Genomic DNA, 18,157 nt, shown 5'->3' on the forward strand with positions numbered 1-18,157 from the left:
TAAAGACTGATGACGTTTCACTGACTGCGATCGACTGCTAGGATTACTATGAGTTTGCGCCATTTTTTGACCTTATCTGATTTAACCAAACAAGAATTAGAAAACCTTATAAAACGCGCCAGCGAATTGCGCAAGATGCAACACGCAGGCGAGATATATCAGCCGTTTGTTGGTCGTACGCTTGGCATGATATTTGAAAAATCCTCAACCCGTACACGCATCTCATTTGAGACAGGTATGGGTCAGTTTGGTGGTAGTGCTATCTTTTTGTCGCCAAATGATACCCAGCTTGGGCGTGGTGAGCCGCTAGAAGACTCAGCACGTGTGATCTCTAGCATGGTTGATATCATCATGATTCGTACCTTTGGTCACGAAAAAGTTGAGACCTTTGCTGAATACTCAAGCGTGCCTATTATCAATGCTTTAACTGACGAATTTCATCCTTGCCAGCTACTGGCTGATATGCAAACCTATTATGAGCACCGTGGAAGTATCGAAAATAAAATCGTTACTTGGGTTGGTGATGGCAATAATATGTGTGCATCCTATATGCAAGCAGCCCATCAGTTTGGCTTTGAGCTACGCGTCGCTGCGCCTTATGGGTTTGAGCCTGACCCTGAGCTGATGAAACGCTTCTCGCATTGCGTCAGTATTGTCGAAAACGTACAAGAAGCTGCGAAAGATTCAAATTTAATTGTCACCGATGTCTGGGCAAGCATGGGACAAGAGTCTGAACAAAATACTCGTGCGCGCCGTTTTGCCGCTTATCAAGTAACGCCATCGCTATTGGACAAAGCCGATCCTGAAGTGGTATTTATGCACTGTCTGCCCGCGCATCGTGGTGAGGAGATCTCTCACGATATGCTTGATGATCCACGCTCAGTAGTATGGGATGAAGCTGAAAATCGCTTACATGCACAAAAAGCCTTGATGGAATTTTTGTTAAAAGACAAAATAAAACTTTAAACAATGTAGCCATAATCTATTTATGGAAGAGTAAGTACGAAAAAGGCAGACCACATTTAGTGTGATCTGCCTTTTTATTTTATGATGAACGATAAGCCACTGCTTAACCAATTTTTAACGAGTAAGCATTTTTTAACGAATAAGTGTCGTCACACCATTACTACCTGCTTTCAGCAATACATCAGCTTGATTGGCCGCAAAGATACCATTACACACCACACCCACGATATTATTCAGCTCTTTTTCAAGCTCTATTGGATTACTCACATCCAAATCATAAGTATCTAAGATAACATTACCATAATCAGTCACAAAATCTTCGCGGTAAACTGGCTCACCGCCCATACGGGCTAATTGCCGTGCGACATAAGAACGTGCTTGCGGCAGTACCTCAATCGGAACAGGAAACTCGCGACCTAGCACCTCAACGCTTTTGCTCTCATCAACCATACATATAAATTTGTTAGAAGCCGCTGCCACAATTTTTTCACGAGTGAGCGCGCCTCCGCCGCCTTTTATCAATTGCAAATGCTCATTGACCTCATCTGCCCCATCGATATAAATATCAAGCGTACCAGCAAAGTTTAAATCAACTATCTCAATACCAAGGGCACGAAGTTTGTCTTCAGTGACCTGTGAGCTAGCCACCGCGCCAGCAAGCTTTACAGTTGGCAATAATTCAATCAAACAGTTGACCGTACTGCCCGTGCCTACTCCAAGTATCATGTCATCTTCGATATAACTTAGAGCCGCTTTGGCGGCGGCTTGCTTTTGTGCTTGCTGATCACTCATCATAAATCCTTGGCAAAATAAACGTATCGCTTTAAAAAAAGTAAAGGGTAAAAAGGTAAAATGCGCCGCCATTATACCCGATGAGTTTAATGAATGTCTTGCGATTAGCGTGGCTATTACGCTGACATTGATTCAAATTTTAAAATGAAGACAGATAAGGCAACCAAACAACCAAAGCCAGTAGCGTGACCAATAGTACGGGCGGGGTAATGAGCAGTCCAATCTTCATATACTGCCCCCAACTGATTTTATAGTCTTTTTCTGCCAATACATGGAGCCACAATAAAGTCGCAAGGCTACCGATAGGTGTGAATTTCGGCCCCAAATCATTACCAATCACATTGGCATAAATCATGAGCTCTCGAGTGGCAGCAGGTACTTGCGCACTATCAATCGCCAGTGCACCAACCAAAGTGGACGGCATATTATTCATGACAGAGGCTACAATAGCAGAGAGGAATCCAGTTCCTAATGTTGCGATGACCTTACCCTGCTGCCCTAGCCAATTCAAAACTTGAGCACCATAGGCCGTTAACCCTGCATTGCCCAAGCCATAAACAACCAAGTACATACCGATGGAAAATAATACGATTTGCCAAGGCGCTTGACGCAGGATATCAGATACAGGAACAACAGCATCACGCCCTCCTTGCCACCAGCGACCTGCAATTGCCATTAACAGTAACGCCGCCACTCCTGTCACCAAGGAGATAGCAATGCCCAATGACTCAGTCGTAAAGTAGGCAATAAGTAGCAACGCGAGCAACGGAAAGGCCGCTTTAAAGACCAACGGATCTTCAATCGCAGACTCTGGCGCACTCAAATCAGCAATGGAGTAGTGTTTTGGAATATGCCGCGCATAGACCACCCATAATACGGCCAGCGTCGCCAATACAGAGACAATATTGACCGGTATCATCACTGCTGCATAACGACCAAACCCAATGTCAAAATAATTAGCACTAACAATATTGACCAGATTAGAAGTGACTAACGGTAGACTTGCGGTATCAGCAATGAAACCTGTTGCGATAATGAAAGCCAAAGCAGATGGTGGTGAGAATTTAAGACGTAGTAAGATAGCGATAACAATTGGGGTCAATAGCAATGCTGCCCCATCATTGGCAAACAATGCCGAGATAAACGCACCTAAAATCACAATCATAGGAAACAATAATCGTCCTTGCCCATTACCTAGCCTAGCTACATGCAGTGCTGCCCAGCCAAAAAATCCGGCTTTATCTAAGATAAGCGAGATGATGATAAGCGCCACAAAGGTAAAAGTCGCATCCCAAACGATGTCCCACACAATACCAATATCGGAGAGCTGTACCACGCCAAAAGCCAAGGCAATCAACGCACCGCCCATTGCACTCCAGCCAATACCCAGTCCTTTGGGCTGCCATATCACTAAAACCAAAGTCACGATAAATATAATCAATGCGATCATTGAGTAACCTTTTTAGGCTTAATTATTATAAGAATAATTATGTAAGAGCAAGTATTAGAAAATGAATGATGAGAGGATACATTAGAGTGATTTTTGGTTGACGCGATGCGACAGCTCCTCTGCGCTTTCTACTCGTTCAGAGTAACGGTCAGTCAGATAGGCTGAGCGTCCACGAGTCAGCCAAGTGAATTTCACCAACTCCTCACAAACATCCACGAGACGCAAATATAAAGGAGACTTATCCATACGATCATCGTCGTTAAATTCCAAAAAGGCTTTAGGAATAGAGGACTGATTGGGTATGGTAATCATCCGCATCCAACGCCCAAGAATGCGCAATTGGTTAACCGTATTGAAGCTTTGACTGCCACCGCTGACTTGCATCACTGCCAAAGTTTTGCCTTGAGTTGGACGTACACCACCTAATGACAATGGAATCCAGTCAATTTGTGCTTTCATAATACTGGTCATACTGCCATGACGCTCTGGGCTCACCCACAGCATACCTTCTGACCACTGCGCCAACTCTCGCAGCTCTTGTACTTTTGGATGATCGGCATCAGCAGCATCAGGCAATGGTAAACCCGTCGGATCAAAAGTTCGAACCTCACAACCATACCAACGCAATAGACGGCTCGCTTCTTCACTGGCCAGTTTAGAGAATGAGCGCTGGCGTAGAGAGCCATATAGCACCAATATTCTTGACGCATGGCGCGGGTCATGTGTACCAATTAAAGACTCAATATCGATAGGCTGTATACTGTCTGCATCAATGTTGGGCAAATCGCCCAAATCGACTACATCTAAATCTGCTGTTTTATTTGCCATGATAAATCACTTCCCCATCTTCTTTAGTAAAACTACTCACGGGATTCTCTAACAACTCAAATACGCGCTCAGACGGTCGGCATAATGCCGCGCCTTTATTGGTGACCACGATAGGACGATTGATTAAAATGGGATGGGCAATCATCGCATCAATGATTTGATCGTCAGACAGTTCAGAATTGTCTAATCCTAGCTCATCATTGACAGGCTCTTTGCTTCGTAACAGCTCTCTTGGTGAAAGGTTTATCTTTGCCAACAGCTCAACTAAATAATCACGGCTTGGCGGGGTTTTAAGATATTCAATCACTTCTGGATTTTCGCCTGATGCTTTCATGATGGCCAATGTATTGCGAGACGTACCGCATTTTGGATTGTGAAAAATTAGTGATGTCATAGTAATTTTACCTATATTTATGAATATGCTTAGGGTATGTCCTCAATCTTAAAAAAATTGACTAAATGAGCTAAAAATGAGGACACGCCCTAGTAGTAAAGAGATTTGTTAAATCAGTTATTGGCTTACTGATTGTTTGAAAGACTGTCTGCATCAGCAGGTTTAGCACGCTCACATCCGCTCAGACTGTCCATAAGAGACGCACACAATTCTGGATGTCCTGCACAACAATCTTGCAATAGAAACTGAATAACCTCCTCCATATGTGACAGTGAGGCGCGATAAATTATCTGCCGACTGTGCCGTTGAGACACCACCCACCCTGCACGAGCCAGCACCGATAAATGTGCTGACATCGTATTGTGCGGCACAGACAGTTGACGAGCAATTTCACCTGCAGGTAGGCCGACAGGCTCTTGGCTGACCAGCAACCTAAAAGCTTTTAGACGAGTATCTTGAGAGAGCGCAGCAAAGCTTGCGATAGCATTTATTATTTCCATATGTCCAATAATATAGACATATAGAAATAATTCAATATTTTATTTAAAAAATATTGAGATAAAACCACCCTATCTTTCATCAAAAATTGAAATCGCTGCAAAAACTGCAATAGGGTCTTGCAAGACCGTTAAAATCAGCATAGGCTAATCTATTTAATTTTTCTATTCATCCACACTTTTTATTAGGGAACATTATGCTGTCACATTGGGTACGAGCCATCTTGCAAGCCACCGTCTATGACGTGGCAATTCAAACACCACTTGAAGCGGCACCCAAGCTGACCCAACGTTTTGCTAATGACATTCGTTTTAAACGCGAAGACTTGCAACCGGTCAAATCCTTTAAATTGCGTGGTGCCTATAACCGAATTAGTCAGTTAAGTGATGAGCAAAAAGCACGTGGCGTCATTTGTGCATCAGCAGGTAATCACGCACAAGGGGTTGCTTATTCTGCCCGTAAACTTGCCCTAAACAATATCATTGTGATGCCGACCACCACCCCTGACATCAAAGTCGATGCCGTTAAAGCACTGGGCGGTAATGTCGATTTATATGGTGATAGCTTCGATGAAGCCAACCGTTATGCAATCAATCGCGCTGAAACAGAAGGTCTGACCTTTATCCCACCTTACGATGATGAGTTGGTGATTGCCGGACAAGGTACCATTGGTCTTGAGCTAACTCAGCAATGGCGCAATATGGATTATGTGTTCGTCGCGGTTGGCGGTGGTGGTCTCATCTCAGGTGTCGCGGCATTCTTAGGTGAAGTTGCGCCGCATGTCAAAGTGATTGCGGTGGAAGCAGAGCAATCAGCTTCTCTTAAAGCGGCGCTTGAAGCCAATGAGCGCGTTAAGCTTGAGCAAGTTGGGCTGTTCGTCGACGGCGTGGCAGTTGCTCAAATCGGCGAATTGCCATTTGAAATTGTCCGCATGCAAAAGAGTGATAAATCAGGTCCTTTAGTCGAGCCTGAAGTGGTGACTTGTACCAATGACGAAGTATGTGCGGCGGTTAAAGACATCTTTGAAGAAAATCGCAGTATCGTTGAGCCTGCGGGTGCGTTACCCGTTGCTGGTATGAAAAAATATATCGAAGCCCATAATCTACAAGGTAAAAACTGCGTCGGTATTATTTGCGGTGCCAATATGAACTTTGACCGCTTACGCTATATCGCTGAGCGTACTGAGATTGGTGAGAAAAAAGAAGCCATCTTTGGTGTGACGATTCCTGAGCAGACAGGCGCTTTCTTAAATTTCTGCCGTAGCTTACATGGACGCAATATCACTGAATTTAATTATCGCGCCGATAGCAAAAAATCACCTGACTCTATGGAACCTGCATCAATATTTGTCGGTATTGCGCTAAAAGAAGGCGACAAAGAGCGTAAAACCATTCGCACCCAATTGGCAGCTGATGGCTATACAGCTCATGATTTGACCGATGATGATATTGCCAAATCGCATATCCGTCATTTGATTGGTGGTCATGCGCATGTTGCAAACGAGCAATTATTAAGTGTGGTTTTCCCTGAACGTCCAGGGGCATTGCTGAAGTTTTTAGAAAAGCTAGGTGATGACTTTAATATCACTTTGTTTCATTATCGCAATCATGGGGCCGCCGAAGGTCGCGTATTGGTCGGTTTGCAAGCGCCTGAAGGTAACTCTCGTCAATTACAAGACGCGTTACTCGATATCGGCTATGACTGCACCATGCTCAATGACAATATTGGTTATCAATTATTTTTGAAATAAAAATAAACTATCAATCCATCAATGGCTGTTTGTTAATCACCAAAAAGCCGCCATTGATGAATGAATAGTGATTATGCATTGGTAGCTTTCATTAATTCATAGCGACCATGATGAGGTGGTAAACCGTGACTCAAAAGATATTGATCTTTGTATTATTACTGGTTTTAGCACTTTTGGGTTATAAGATGCTGCAACCTGACAACACGACCAGTAACCCTATTGCTAACGTTGCGACTGATACTCCAGTTGACGCTGCTTTTACCTCAACTGATCTGGATGACATACCGCCAACGTACGTCGACTCAGATGCAACGTCAACATCAGTCTCGGCAGTAAAACCAATACTCACGTCGTCAGCATCAGCATCAAGCTTTACCTGTGATGGCAGAAAGCATTGCTCTCAGATGACGTCATGCGCAGAAGCCACTTACTTTGTACAACACTGCCCGAATACCAAAATGGATGGTAATAATGATGGTGTCCCATGTGAGCAGCAGTGGTGTCGCTGATTTTATATCAAATATAAACTGAGAAAAGCATGCATACTCCTGCTATTTTTGCCGAAGAAAACCTAGAAAATATCATTGGATTTATCGCAGCCAATCCCTTAGCGACCTTGGTTGCTCAAACCAAAGATGGCATCGAAGCCTGCCATATACCACTCTTCTGGCATAACGATAACTTTATGCCTGATGCTAGTGTTGGTGTTGGTTCTGATATTCACTCTAATGCTCAGCACGGCTATCTTTACGGTCATTTCGGTCGTAAAAATCCTATTTATCAGAACACCTTACCAGATACTGCGTGGTTAATTATTTTTCAAGATTCTGCACATTATATCAGCCCCAACTGGTATCCTAGCAAAGCGAAAACCCATAAAGAAGTGCCCACTTGGAATTATCAAAGCGTCCATATTCAATCCAAAATTGAGCTGCTTGAAGACGCCGATACGCTGAAATGGATATTAGCAACCATGACTGCACGGCAAGAGGTGCTATCCGACCATCCTTGGTCATTAGATGAGGCACCTGCTACTTATATCGATGCTATGTGCCGAGGGATTATTGGCTTTAAGCTGCCCATCGATTCTATACAAGCCCAATTTAAATTAAGCCAAAATAAAACCGTAGAAAATATCACAGGTGTGATTAATGGTTTAGCGCAGTTAAAGACAAATGATGCGGCTGAAATGGCGATGAAAGTTGTCAATCAGAATAATGGCTAAGACGAGACTTTCGCTCTTCACCATAAAAATCTATTTTTAAACATTTTGATAGCGCAAGGCTCTTTCAATTTGCAAAAAAAGCACCATTAATATTATCTTACTTTATGGATATCGATGAGGTTTTGATGAGTAAACACAACAAAAACCACAATCAGCCTAACCATAGCCAACCTGATGTCGTGCGTATGCGTCTCGATAAGTGGTTGTGGGCAGCACGATTTTATCGTACTCGCAACCTTGCTAAAGAAGCCATCGAAAGCGGACGGGTACATTATGCGGGTAGCCGCGTAAAGACCAGTAAAGAGATTATGATTGGCGATGAACTACAGATTCGTCAAGGCTCAGCCACTGCCATGACTGAAAAGACCGTCGTCGTTGAAGCACTAACGGCGCAACGTGGTAATGCGCTCGCTGCTGAAGTCTTGTATTCAGAGACTGAAGAAAGCGAAGAGCGCCGCGCTTATCATGCTGAGCAGCGCAAACTTGCCAATCTTGCACGGCCCGATAATAAACCCAACAAAAAAGAGCGCCGTGACCTTCAACGCTTTAAGCACAAACAAGAATAAGTTGGTCAAAGTACAACCTTAGATTATAAATAATATCATCGAAAATTCGTGAACAGATGACCGTATTGTTTAGCTTCTACTCTTGCCATTCAAGGCATTAACCGTTACGCTGACAGCCGATTTACTTAATTAATTGCATGCTAATAAAAGCCGCACTAACATGCCGGTCTCTTATAGCATGTTTTTTTGTTATACAAGGTCATATTATGCTGATGAAAACCTGTACTCCGTCTTCTGTATTATTGGTTTGTTTGGGAAATATTTGCCGATCGCCAACGGCTGAAGAAGTCTTTCGTCAGCAAGCAGCGATTGCTGGATTGTCAATCAAAGTAGATTCAGCAGGGACAAGTGACTGGCATATTGGTCATGCGCCTGACACTCGCTCGCAACGCCATGCAAAAGCGCATGGTTATAAAATCAACAAACTGGTCGCCCGCCAAGTCAGTACCGATGACTTTCGTAATTTTGATTTAATTCTAGCGATGGATACACAGAATTTAGCTGATTTACAAGCCATCAAGGACAGCTTGACAGAGACAGAAGACCATTTGGCCAAGTTGGCTTTATTTAGTGAAGAAGATCCTACTTATGGCGGCGACGATGTGCCAGATCCTTATAAAGACGATGGCGATGACTTTGAAGAAGTGATTGAACGTATTGAGTCAAGCGCACAAGCGTGGATTGAAAGCTGGAAAGCTTGCTAACGATAAAGCTAACTTTCTGCCACCTTTGTGTCTTTCATCCTTTATAATAAACACTGTGTAATCCATTATTTATCTGCCACATAGGCTATGTTATGACCTCAGTTTCACGCTTGGATTCTAGTACTCAGTTTGCCATGACCACTGATTTGCCAGCGAGCTTATTGACCCGTGAATTAGTCGATTTGTCACATGGTAATACCATGGCCTTAGCCTGTGTCGCGGATACTGTCGTGACACTGACGGCTGAAGCACAGCTTGACGATTTTATGGCAAATTATAAAAAAGACATAGCGCAACATAAGCCATTATTTGTGTTGTCTGGCGGTAGTAATGTGTTATTGCCAGCGCATCTGAATGCTATCGTATTGCAGCCCCAAATGTGCGGTATCAGCCTAACCGCTCAGACAGATAGCCACGTCGATATCGCAGTAATGGCAGGTGAAAACTGGCATGACTTGGTGGTATATACGGTCAGTCAAGGTTGGTATGGGCTAGAAAATCTGGCACTAATCCCGGGGCTAACTGGCGCTGCACCCGTACAAAATATCGGTGCTTATGGTGTCCAACTAGAAGACTGCTTACAGTATGTACGAGCCTATCACTTACCCACTCAAACTTGGCATCATCTCACAGCTGCCGACTGCGAGTTTGGCTATCGTGACAGCATTTTTAAACGTGCGCCTAATACCTGGCTAATCAGTTGTGTTGGGTTCAGATTACATACCGATGCAACCAAAATCCTAGCCAGCTATGGTGATGTGCAAACCGTTGCACAACGCTATGCCGAGCAAGACGATCGTACGCAGCCAGTGCCTGCGGATATCATGCAAGCGATTATCGATATTCGTCAACAAAAACTCCCTAATCCCAAGCAGCTGCCAAATTGTGGTAGCTTTTTTCAAAACCCCATTATTTCTCAATCGCACTTTACTGCTTTACAATCGACCTACCCTACTATCGTCGGCTACGCTATGCCTGATGCCATGGTAAAGGTTGCGGCAGGCTGGTTGATTGAACAGACAGGCTTAAAAGGTGGTGGTATTGCACCGATTGTCACCCATCAGCAGCAAGCCTTGGTGCTGACCAATCATGCCCCTTATCACGCCACTCAAGATGATGTAGCAGATGCCCAACGACATATCGTCGATACGGTCTATGAAAAATTTGCGATTCAGTTAGCGCGTGAGCCAGTTTGGGTAAATACTGACGGCTCTATTGGGTATGATGAGCATGTGGTCTAAGCGGCTATTATCTAAGCGACTATGGCGTTATTACCTGCGTTCAGCTGAGCGTATGATAAAGCTATTTCGTATTATTAATATTACCTTTTTACTTGGTTCAACGACTGTTATTTTAGTACTCATCAGCCTATTCACGCCGCTGTTCTCCCAAGCGATTGTTTATCTATTTACGCTTTTGCCATTGCCCAGCCTACCCTCTGCTGCCTTGAGTTCACCGCCTACCGCTTATGTGGTGTTAGGCGGCGGACTAACCAATGATCATGACAATCAAATTATTCTTAATAGCTACAGCCTCAACCGCGCCCGTACCGCTGCCAGCGCTTATCACGACTTACCCCTACCTATTGTGCTAAGCGGTGCTGAAGCGCCGTGGCTCGGTCAATGGCTCATTGAGCATGGTATTGATGGGCTGATAAGTGAAAATGCCAGTATGAATACCTGCGAAAATGCACGTTTTACCGCCAAACGTATTCCACTGCGTCATGTGTATCTCATTACTGACAGCTACCATATGGCACGTGCTCGTAGACAGTTTGCCTTAAACGGTATCAATAGCACACCACTTAGCGCCCCTTTACCAGTGAGCCGTGACTGGATGAAACCTGCGCAAAACTTAAGTCATTCTCGACGCGCTGTTTATGAAGTTGCCGCTTATTTACGCGATGTGATACGTCCTCAAATGAATTGTCGTCATGCCAACGACGTGACTTCACAGCAGCTGTTAACCCCTAGAGGGAACGCAGCAAAAAAACCTGACGAATAAAGTTAAATACAAGCAGGTAGCCAGTTCAATATCTTCTGAGAACTAACCCTAATCTCTACCGGTCATCCACTATACTTGTGATGAGTGTATAATAATAAAAGAAAATGCTATTTAAGAGAGTTACCATGCTCAGTATATTTTTGTTAATTCCATTAAGTCTCATGCTGTTTGTGGTTGCCATTTGGGCAGTACGCTATGCGGTCAAATCAAACCAGTTTGAAGATTTGGACAATGCATCACAGCGCATCATATTGGATGATCGCCAAGAGCGACGGCAAACCATACAGGCTCATGATTACTCAGCGCCTATTTCGCAAAATGACGATACAACGGTGACTGATATAGTCGCTGATGATAAGGTGAGCCATCCTGATATAGAGTTAATTGATCATGCTGACCTTGATAAACAGCCAAAAATCTAGCATTGAGCCACCTTATCTATAGTAAAAGCTATTAAAAGTGTGAATATATGGCAACCGAGCGCAAATCGTACGACTTAGTACATTGAACAAGGTGGAAGCCTTAACCACTTATCAAGGCTTGTACTATCTGCGCAACCTACTGTTAAGTGCTAGTTAAACGCCGATTGTATGCGTAGGTTTGCTTTTCATTTTTTAGGAGAATCGCCCCATGACCACCGCTTTACTTATTGCGGCACTACTGATGGGATTTTTTGGTTCACCGCATTGCTTAGGCATGTGTGGCGGTCTGGTGACAGCATTTGGGCTATCGATGAAAGACGTCAGCCCTACCAAGCGCCGTGCTCTTGTGGCAACTTACCATTTAGGTCGTTTGACCAGTTACGCATTTTTGGGTTTGATGGCAGGACTGATTGGCACCAGTGTGCTAGAACCCTTAATGAAAGGTAATATTACGCCACGTATCTTGCTAGGCTTGGTGTTAGTATTCGTCGGCGTAACCATGCTTGGCGCACCATTTTTAAAAAATCTTGAGCGTTTTGGTATGCGATTTTGGCAATATCTCAGCCCACTTCGTCAAAAAGTATTTCCACTCAATACCTTTCCGCGAGCATTAACGGCTGGACTGCTTTGGGGATTTTTGCCTTGTGGATTGGTTTATGGTGCATTATTGATTGCAGTGGTCGCTCACAATCCACTAAGCGGTGCCGCACTCATGTTTGTGTTTGGCTTAGGAACCGTACCGATGCTAGTCGCCACGCACGAAACCGTTGGCTGGTTACGTGACAAGATTGGACGTTTTCGCTTGAGACAGCTTAATGGCGCTGTCATGGTATTATCTGGCTTAGCCGTTGTGTTTGTCCCTATAGCAATGTCTAGCATGCATGGTGGACATGATATGTCCACCATGCAAGGCGATCATATGCAAATGAGCGATTCAGAAATGATGGATATGCCGATGGATACAAATATGGATCACAGCAGCCATCATATGATGCCAACTGATAACAGCACAACCCCCCAAGGTATGGATCATAGTATGCATGATATGAGTGATGGCGCGATCAACATGAACCACGATGAACATTCTGAAATGATGGAACAAGCTCAATAGAATCATCGATAATAGATATTGTTAAAATATAAAATCATTTAACATCAAAATCCATCATATAAAAAAGCCCTTAACATCAATCATGACGTTGAGGGCTTTTATGATTCCGACAGCTATACACTATAGTAGAACTGACGGCTTATAAATCACTACTCTTGCCACTGCTCAAGGGTAAACTTAGTATCTAAATGCTTCTCTAGCGCGGGTATATTAAAAGCATCATCTTCACTCACAAAACTAATGCTGATGCCTGTTTGTCCAGCACGACCCGTACGACCAATACGATGCACGTAATCATCTGGCTGATCAGGCAAGGTATAATTAACCACGTGGCTAACATCATCGACATGGATACCGCGTCCTGCGACATCAGTTGCCACCAAGACAGAAGCATGACCATCTTTAAAACGCTGTAAATACTTTTCGCGTTTTTGTTGAATGACATCGCCTGACAACATCACAATTTTATGTGCTTGACGCAGCTTATGATAGAGACGCTTGACTTGGTCTTTACGATTGGCAAAGACAATCACTTTATCCACTGCCGTATCACTGATAATACGCTGCAACGCTTCTAATTTTTGATCTTCTGTCAGTAAGTAAAAGTGCTGATCGACCAACTCACTGGTTTTATGTTCTGGCTCGATTTCAACAAACTGCGGCTCATGCAACCAGCGATAGGCTAAATTCATCACATCTTGGTTAAAGGTGGCAGAAAACAGTAAGCTTTGACGGTCTGTATTGGCTGGCATCCGACCGACCAAACGCTTGATGTCAGGAATAAAACCCATATCTAACATGCGATCTGCTTCATCTAACACCAGTACTTCCACTCGATCTAAATAGACCATGCCTTTATTGGCAAGATCAATCAAACGACCAGGTGTCGCGACCAAAATATCAACATATTGACGCTCAAGCTCATGCTGCTGAGTCTCATAATTGGTGCCACCCATAATACAAACGCTGTGTAGCGAAGTATATTTGGTCAAAGCTATACAATCATCAAATATTTGCTGAGCAAGCTCGCGAGTGGGTGCCATAACCACTGCGCGTGGCTCACCCAAATAACGCTCTTCATCATTGGTAAAAGGACGTTTAAGCAAGGCTTCCATAATAGTCAATAGAAAGGTTGCCGTCTTACCAGTACCCGTCTGCGCCTGTCCAATAGCATCTTGATTTGCCAGCGTATGCGGTAATATTTTTGCTTGAATGGGCGTCAATGCCGTAAAACCTAGATCGCTTACGGCACGTAAGGTCGGTGCTGAAAGTGGCAAATCAGTAAACGTGGTAAAATTACTCAAAAAAATATCCTTTTAAATTAATCACTTGTTCATTACTAATAATAAGTAGACTCATGATAAATAGGCTCATGATAAATAGGCTTATGATAACCCGTTATATTGCTATCTAAATTAAGCAGCAACAACAATATGAAATCTATATATAGCTGACTGAGATATGGGCATAAAAAAAGCCAAGCCTAACGCCTGATCCCACCAAACATGCTGATTTTGACTCAACATGGGTAAGATAAAACGGGCTTGACTCAGTAGTATATCAGTAGTGTCTACAGACATTATAGCTAAACCGCTCTAATGACTGGATAGATTACTCTTCTACTTTTCTGACTTCTTCAGCTTGAAGACCTTTATCACCCTCTACCACACTGAATTCGACCTTTTCGCCATCTTTTAGAGAACGATAGCCATCACCTTGAATCGCGCGGAAATGGACAAAAATATCTTCTCCGCTGTCACGTTGAATGAAGCCAAAGCCTTTTGAGTCATTAAACCACTTAACGATACCTTGCTCACGAGCTGACATAATATTGCTTCCTAAAAAAGTCCGCTTAGCCCCAAATTCCTTTGCAACATTGCATATAAACGGGATCTAAGATAATGAAATCAAAAACTTAAGAGTACTATCCTCACTACTATCACCTACATACCGCATCTATAGCAAATAATGGTATGTAGCAATACAGTGAGTACTTACAAACATAACGACTGCCTTACTGACTGCTCTACTTCGGCAGTAGCAACAAACTTGCAATAATTATTGCATAAAAAATATCATAGCACGGGTTTTTAGCAACATAAAGACTTTTAACATGATTTTTTGGCTTTAGCTTTATTTTTCATGTAATTTTTTTATAACCTCGTCATCAAGCTGTTATCATAAAGAGAAAGGTTTGATTAAACTGTGCAATTTTACGCTTATGCCATTTCATGCTTATACAGTATCTAAACCTTATAACAAATAATAAATCCTCAACCTCGTTTCATCGTTATAGAGACCATTATGACCTCTCCTTCTCAGTCTATACCAACCGTCACGCCTTCGAAGCAAAATGCCGATAAAACACTCACTCATAAGTTGTTGTTGGTTAATGGGGTCAATTTGAATTTATTGGGTAAGCGCGAACCTGAGATTTATGGTCATACGACACTAGCAGATATCGAGGAACGTCTGATCGCACGCGCAGCTCAGCACGGTATCGAATTGATATGTATACAATCCAATCATGAAGGTAAGCTGATAGATGACATCCAATATCATGGACTTTTAGCGGATACCACGCTGCAAGTAGATGCCATTATCATTAACCCCGCCGCCTTTACTCATACCTCGGTTGCGTTACGTGATGCGCTCTTGGCCACACAAAAACCGTTTATAGAGGTACACTTATCCAATGTACATGCGCGCGAGTCTTTTCGCCATCATTCTTATCTAAGCGATGTCGCCGTCGGTGTTATTTGTGGTTTGGGGCATCTGGGTTATCAAATGGCATTGTCCTACTGGCTTGATAGCCTCTACTCTGTCACAATCAGCGATTAATGCTCAATTCTGATAACCGAAAATCATGAATTGTATAACTATACTTTATCAATAGCACACGAGTTAAACAGCAATTGTTTGACTAAAACACTAAAATTATGACTGAGCAAACAACCCACTATATGGTGATATGAATGGCAAAATCGTCTGGAAAGCGCTTTATGAAATTGGCTGGCATGACAGCAAGCATTGCCGGCAAAGCAGCTAAAAACTCATTTAAGCACCTCTCAAGTGACGAAGAAAAACGTTTGCAAGCACGCTCAGAGCTGATGCAAGATGTGGGCATTCAGATAGCCGAAACATTGGGTGAAATGAAAGGCGCGGTGATGAAGGTCGGGCAAATTGCCTCGCAATATAAAGACGTGTTCCCACCAGAAGTGGCGACAGCATTAGAAAAGCTGCAAAAAGATGCGCCGCCCATGCCCTATGCGCAGATACGTGCACAAATTGAGCGCGAGCTTAAAGCGCCTGTCGCAGAATTATTTAGCGAATTTGATGAAACACCGTTTGCGGCGGCTTCCATCGGTCAAGTGCATAAAGCCGTTTTGCCATCTGGTCAAAAAGTGGTGGTTAAAGTTCAATATCCTGATGTCGATGAAAACTGTGATAGTGACCTCAAACAAGTACGCATGGCACTGAAAATCGCGGGTGTGCTCAATATGAGCAAACAATTGCAAGAGCAACTATTCAACGAGATTCGCCAAAGTTTACATGATGAATTGGACTATATTAAAGAAGCGCATAACTTACGAGTGTTTGGCGCATTTCATGCAGAAGACAAAGGTCTTATTATTCCTAAAGTCATTAGCAGCCACTCTTCTAAACGGATTTTAACCTTAACAGAAGAGATGGGAGAAACCCTAACCGTCGCGGCGACTTGGGACAATGACATCAAACAACACATAGCCAAGCGTCTGTTCCACTTTACCGCAGGACAACTATTTGGCTTATACCGTATGCACTGTGACCCACATCCCGGCAACTTTGCCTTTCGCAAAGACGGCAGTGTGGTGGCTTATGATTTTGGCGGCATCCGTAGCTATAGTGATAGCGAAGTTCAATTGTTCCGCCGTTTTGCCAAGCATGCCATTAAAGGAGATGTGACTGCCCTTGAGCAGGACCTCATCGCTCTTGATATTCGCCGTGATGACGATAAAAATATCCCCGGAGAGTTTTATGAGAAATGGCTATCCATTGGGCTAAAGCCTCTGTCTATTCAACCTTATCAACAAGGCGCTTTTGATTTTGCTCAAAGTCAGGTTCATCACGAAGTCATTGCTCAAATGCGGATGTCGTTGAAGTACTTTGGTCAATTCCAACCTTCTGCAACCACCATGATGCTAGATCGCACAGTGTCAGGACAATACTGGAACTTGGTCAACCTCGGTGTTGAAATTGACTTATCACCGCTCGTTAGTGAATACATTGATGTATAACGATATAAAATATAGAGTGTTAAGAAAGCAGACAACGCACAAACACGGCTAAATATGCAAAGCGTGTCCACAACGATCACAGAATTCTGCTGCAATGGCATGACCGAACTTGCCACAATTAGGACAGGTGACGGGATTGAGTTGCGGACGCATATTACGTGCCAGCTCAGAAGTAAAAATCCCCGTTGGCACTGCAATGATCGAATAACCCGTAATCATGACCATGCTCGCAATCGCTTGACCTAACGGCGTTTTGGGTGACATATCACCGTAACCGACCGTGGTCATGGTGACGACTGCCCAGTAGATAGACAGCGGAATACTGGTAAAGCCATTTTCAGGGCCTTCTACCACGTAAATAATCGAGCCGAAAATCGTGACCAATAATACTAGCGACAAAAAGAATACCGTGATTTTTTGCTGACTGGTTTTAAGCGCCGAGGCCAAAAATCCCGCTTGTTGCATATAAGCTTTGAGCTTGAGTACGCGAAACACACGTAAAATACGCAAAACCCGTATCACTAATAGATACTGTACCCCCACAAACATGAGGCTTAGGTAACTTGGCAGCACAGACAATAAATCGACTACCCCAAAAAAACTAAAGACGTAACGCACGCGGTTTGGTGCTGAAAACAACCTGAGCGCATACTCTATCGTGAATAAAATGGTAAAAAACCATTCAGCATAGAAGAATATAGTGCCATATTGCAGGCGCATGTATAGCACACTGTCAAGCATGACCACAGCCACACTGGTCAAAATCGCAATCAATAATACAATATCAAAAAGTTTACCCAAACGGGTATCTGTGCCTTCAATAATAATATGAATGCGGTTGCGCAGGTGGGTAATGGCTTCAGCCGTCGGTTGCTTCATATAGTCAGTAGTATCGAGTCAGTAGCGATATAAAATTAATGGCTTGATGGCAACCAATGATTTAAAATACGCTGGATAAGGCCAAGTTAGTCAAAATAGATAAAATTGGTTTATAATATTGCTCACAGGTCACATGTGAATACAATCACTAAGTTGCCACAGTGTAGCAAAAAAAGCACTCTCAACAAAATACAAATCGTTAACGTGTCGGTAGCTCTGTTACTTCAAAGAGATAGCGCAAGCTATATCATAGAAACAGGTGGTCTGAGGTGTGTCATCATGCAGATTGAA

Annotated in this window: 20 protein-coding genes; 12 read left to right on the plus strand and 8 right to left on the minus strand. The window is 43.3% G+C overall.

Features of this window, described 5'->3' with window-relative positions; genetic code table 11:
* Positions 1-48: 48 nt before the first annotated feature.
* Positions 49-966: an ornithine carbamoyltransferase gene (gene argF / locus JMX82_RS04690; RefSeq protein WP_055124903.1), complete on the plus strand. Its 918-nt coding sequence runs from the start codon at positions 49-51 to the stop codon at positions 964-966.
* 132 nt (positions 967-1,098) lie between these two features.
* On the opposite strand, the gene rpiA is transcribed toward argF, so the two are convergent.
* The 5 genes from rpiA to JMX82_RS04715 all read right to left on the minus strand — a co-directional run bounded on the left by rpiA (position 1,099) and on the right by JMX82_RS04715 (position 4,930).
* Positions 1,099-1,758, minus strand: a complete 660-nt coding sequence (rpiA, locus tag JMX82_RS04695) for a ribose-5-phosphate isomerase RpiA (RefSeq protein ID WP_198329851.1) — start codon at positions 1,756-1,758, stop codon at positions 1,099-1,101.
* A gap of 139 nt (positions 1,759-1,897) precedes the next feature.
* Positions 1,898-3,208, minus strand: a complete 1,311-nt coding sequence (locus JMX82_RS04700) for an arsenic transporter (RefSeq protein WP_201539670.1) — start codon at positions 3,206-3,208, stop codon at positions 1,898-1,900.
* A gap of 81 nt (positions 3,209-3,289) precedes the next feature.
* On the minus strand, positions 3,290-4,036 hold the full coding sequence (arsH, locus tag JMX82_RS04705; protein ID WP_201539671.1) for an arsenical resistance protein ArsH: 747 nt from the start codon (positions 4,034-4,036) through the stop codon (positions 3,290-3,292).
* On the minus strand, positions 4,026-4,430 hold the full coding sequence (gene arsC, locus JMX82_RS04710; RefSeq protein ID WP_201539672.1) for an arsenate reductase (glutaredoxin): 405 nt from the start codon (positions 4,428-4,430) through the stop codon (positions 4,026-4,028). Before arsC ends, arsH begins: the two co-directional genes overlap by 11 nt.
* 125 nt (positions 4,431-4,555) lie before the next feature.
* The gene (locus JMX82_RS04715) at positions 4,556-4,930 is read right to left on the minus strand and encodes an ArsR/SmtB family transcription factor (RefSeq protein WP_201539673.1); all 375 of its coding nucleotides are present in this window, start codon (positions 4,928-4,930) and stop codon (positions 4,556-4,558) included.
* A 194-nt stretch (positions 4,931-5,124) separates the two neighbouring features.
* On the opposite strand from JMX82_RS04715, the gene ilvA reads away from it, so the two are divergent.
* From ilvA to JMX82_RS04760, 9 genes are all read left to right on the plus strand, one after another.
* Positions 5,125-6,678 (plus strand): threonine ammonia-lyase, biosynthetic, encoded by a 1,554-nt coding sequence (gene ilvA, locus JMX82_RS04720; RefSeq protein ID WP_201539674.1) that lies wholly within the window; start codon positions 5,125-5,127, stop codon positions 6,676-6,678.
* Positions 6,679-6,803: 125 nt separating this feature from the next.
* A complete protein-coding gene (locus tag JMX82_RS04725) occupies positions 6,804-7,187 on the plus strand; it encodes an excalibur calcium-binding domain-containing protein (protein ID WP_227676324.1) in 384 nt (127 codons plus the stop codon).
* A 29-nt stretch (positions 7,188-7,216) separates the two neighbouring features.
* Complete coding sequence (locus JMX82_RS04730; protein WP_201539675.1) at positions 7,217-7,903, plus strand: FMN-binding negative transcriptional regulator; 687 nt, start codon at positions 7,217-7,219, stop codon at positions 7,901-7,903.
* A gap of 125 nt (positions 7,904-8,028) precedes the next feature.
* Positions 8,029-8,469, plus strand: coding sequence for an RNA-binding S4 domain-containing protein (locus JMX82_RS04735; protein ID WP_201501170.1), 441 nt, complete (start codon positions 8,029-8,031; stop codon positions 8,467-8,469).
* 206 nt (positions 8,470-8,675) lie between these two features.
* The gene (locus JMX82_RS04740; RefSeq protein ID WP_201539676.1) at positions 8,676-9,173 is read left to right on the plus strand and encodes a low molecular weight protein-tyrosine-phosphatase; all 498 of its coding nucleotides are present in this window, start codon (positions 8,676-8,678) and stop codon (positions 9,171-9,173) included.
* A 134-nt stretch (positions 9,174-9,307) separates the two neighbouring features.
* Positions 9,308-10,414, plus strand: coding sequence for a UDP-N-acetylmuramate dehydrogenase (gene murB, locus JMX82_RS04745; protein ID WP_201539748.1), 1,107 nt, complete (start codon positions 9,308-9,310; stop codon positions 10,412-10,414).
* Entirely contained in the window at positions 10,404-11,177 is a 774-nt protein-coding gene (locus tag JMX82_RS04750; RefSeq protein WP_201539677.1) for a YdcF family protein, read from the plus strand. The genes murB and JMX82_RS04750 overlap by 11 nt, the downstream gene beginning before the upstream one ends.
* Positions 11,178-11,302: 125 nt before the next feature.
* Entirely contained in the window at positions 11,303-11,599 is a 297-nt protein-coding gene (ccoS, locus tag JMX82_RS04755) for a cbb3-type cytochrome oxidase assembly protein CcoS (protein ID WP_201539678.1), read from the plus strand.
* 208 nt (positions 11,600-11,807) lie between these two features.
* Entirely contained in the window at positions 11,808-12,710 is a 903-nt protein-coding gene (locus JMX82_RS04760; RefSeq protein ID WP_201539679.1) for a sulfite exporter TauE/SafE family protein, read from the plus strand.
* A gap of 149 nt (positions 12,711-12,859) precedes the next feature.
* Here the strand turns inward: JMX82_RS04760 and JMX82_RS04765 are convergent, their stop codons facing one another.
* Both JMX82_RS04765 and JMX82_RS04770 read right to left on the minus strand, forming a co-directional pair.
* Entirely contained in the window at positions 12,860-14,014 is a 1,155-nt protein-coding gene (locus JMX82_RS04765; RefSeq protein ID WP_201539680.1) for a DEAD/DEAH box helicase, read from the minus strand.
* 307 nt (positions 14,015-14,321) lie between these two features.
* Positions 14,322-14,537 (minus strand): cold-shock protein, encoded by a 216-nt coding sequence (locus JMX82_RS04770; protein WP_011513806.1) that lies wholly within the window; start codon positions 14,535-14,537, stop codon positions 14,322-14,324.
* Positions 14,538-15,014: 477 nt separating this feature from the next.
* Here JMX82_RS04770 and aroQ point away from each other — a divergent pair, with 477 nt between their 5' ends.
* Both aroQ and JMX82_RS04780 read left to right on the plus strand, forming a co-directional pair.
* On the plus strand, positions 15,015-15,551 hold the full coding sequence (aroQ, locus tag JMX82_RS04775) for a type II 3-dehydroquinate dehydratase (protein ID WP_201539681.1): 537 nt from the start codon (positions 15,015-15,017) through the stop codon (positions 15,549-15,551).
* A 134-nt stretch (positions 15,552-15,685) separates the two neighbouring features.
* Complete coding sequence (locus JMX82_RS04780) at positions 15,686-16,987, plus strand: ABC1 kinase family protein (RefSeq protein WP_055124918.1); 1,302 nt, start codon at positions 15,686-15,688, stop codon at positions 16,985-16,987.
* Between the two features lie 48 nt (positions 16,988-17,035).
* On the opposite strand, the gene JMX82_RS04785 is transcribed toward JMX82_RS04780, so the two are convergent.
* A complete protein-coding gene (locus tag JMX82_RS04785; protein ID WP_045446426.1) occupies positions 17,036-17,866 on the minus strand; it encodes an ion transporter in 831 nt (276 codons plus the stop codon).
* Positions 17,867-18,157: the final 291 nt, after the last annotated feature.

The organism is Psychrobacter sp. 1044, from assembly GCF_904846525.1.
Taxonomy (GTDB): Bacteria; Pseudomonadota; Gammaproteobacteria; order Pseudomonadales; family Moraxellaceae; genus Psychrobacter.

Coding starts and splice junctions, on each gene's coding strand:
- JMX82_RS04700 (WP_201539670.1), bottom strand. CDS start 3,208: ATGATCGCATTGATTATATTTATCGTGACTTTGGTTTTAGTGATATGG.
- JMX82_RS04760 (WP_201539679.1), top strand. CDS start 11,808: ATGACCACCGCTTTACTTATTGCGGCACTACTGATGGGATTTTTTGGT.
- argF (WP_055124903.1), top strand. CDS start 49: ATGAGTTTGCGCCATTTTTTGACCTTATCTGATTTAACCAAACAAGAA.
- JMX82_RS04730 (WP_201539675.1), top strand. CDS start 7,217: ATGCATACTCCTGCTATTTTTGCCGAAGAAAACCTAGAAAATATCATT.
- arsC (WP_201539672.1), bottom strand. CDS start 4,430: ATGACATCACTAATTTTTCACAATCCAAAATGCGGTACGTCTCGCAAT.
- murB (WP_201539748.1), top strand. CDS start 9,308: ATGACCACTGATTTGCCAGCGAGCTTATTGACCCGTGAATTAGTCGAT.
- ccoS (WP_201539678.1), top strand. CDS start 11,303: ATGCTCAGTATATTTTTGTTAATTCCATTAAGTCTCATGCTGTTTGTG.
- JMX82_RS04715 (WP_201539673.1), bottom strand. CDS start 4,930: ATGGAAATAATAAATGCTATCGCAAGCTTTGCTGCGCTCTCTCAAGAT.
- aroQ (WP_201539681.1), top strand. CDS start 15,015: ATGACCTCTCCTTCTCAGTCTATACCAACCGTCACGCCTTCGAAGCAA.
- JMX82_RS04740 (WP_201539676.1), top strand. CDS start 8,676: ATGCTGATGAAAACCTGTACTCCGTCTTCTGTATTATTGGTTTGTTTG.
- ilvA (WP_201539674.1), top strand. CDS start 5,125: ATGCTGTCACATTGGGTACGAGCCATCTTGCAAGCCACCGTCTATGAC.
- arsH (WP_201539671.1), bottom strand. CDS start 4,036: ATGGCAAATAAAACAGCAGATTTAGATGTAGTCGATTTGGGCGATTTG.
- JMX82_RS04770 (WP_011513806.1), bottom strand. CDS start 14,537: ATGTCAGCTCGTGAGCAAGGTATCGTTAAGTGGTTTAATGACTCAAAA.
- rpiA (WP_198329851.1), bottom strand. CDS start 1,758: ATGAGTGATCAGCAAGCACAAAAGCAAGCCGCCGCCAAAGCGGCTCTA.
- JMX82_RS04785 (WP_045446426.1), bottom strand. CDS start 17,866: ATGAAGCAACCGACGGCTGAAGCCATTACCCACCTGCGCAACCGCATT.
- JMX82_RS04735 (WP_201501170.1), top strand. CDS start 8,029: ATGAGTAAACACAACAAAAACCACAATCAGCCTAACCATAGCCAACCT.
- JMX82_RS04750 (WP_201539677.1), top strand. CDS start 10,404: ATGTGGTCTAAGCGGCTATTATCTAAGCGACTATGGCGTTATTACCTG.
- JMX82_RS04780 (WP_055124918.1), top strand. CDS start 15,686: ATGGCAAAATCGTCTGGAAAGCGCTTTATGAAATTGGCTGGCATGACA.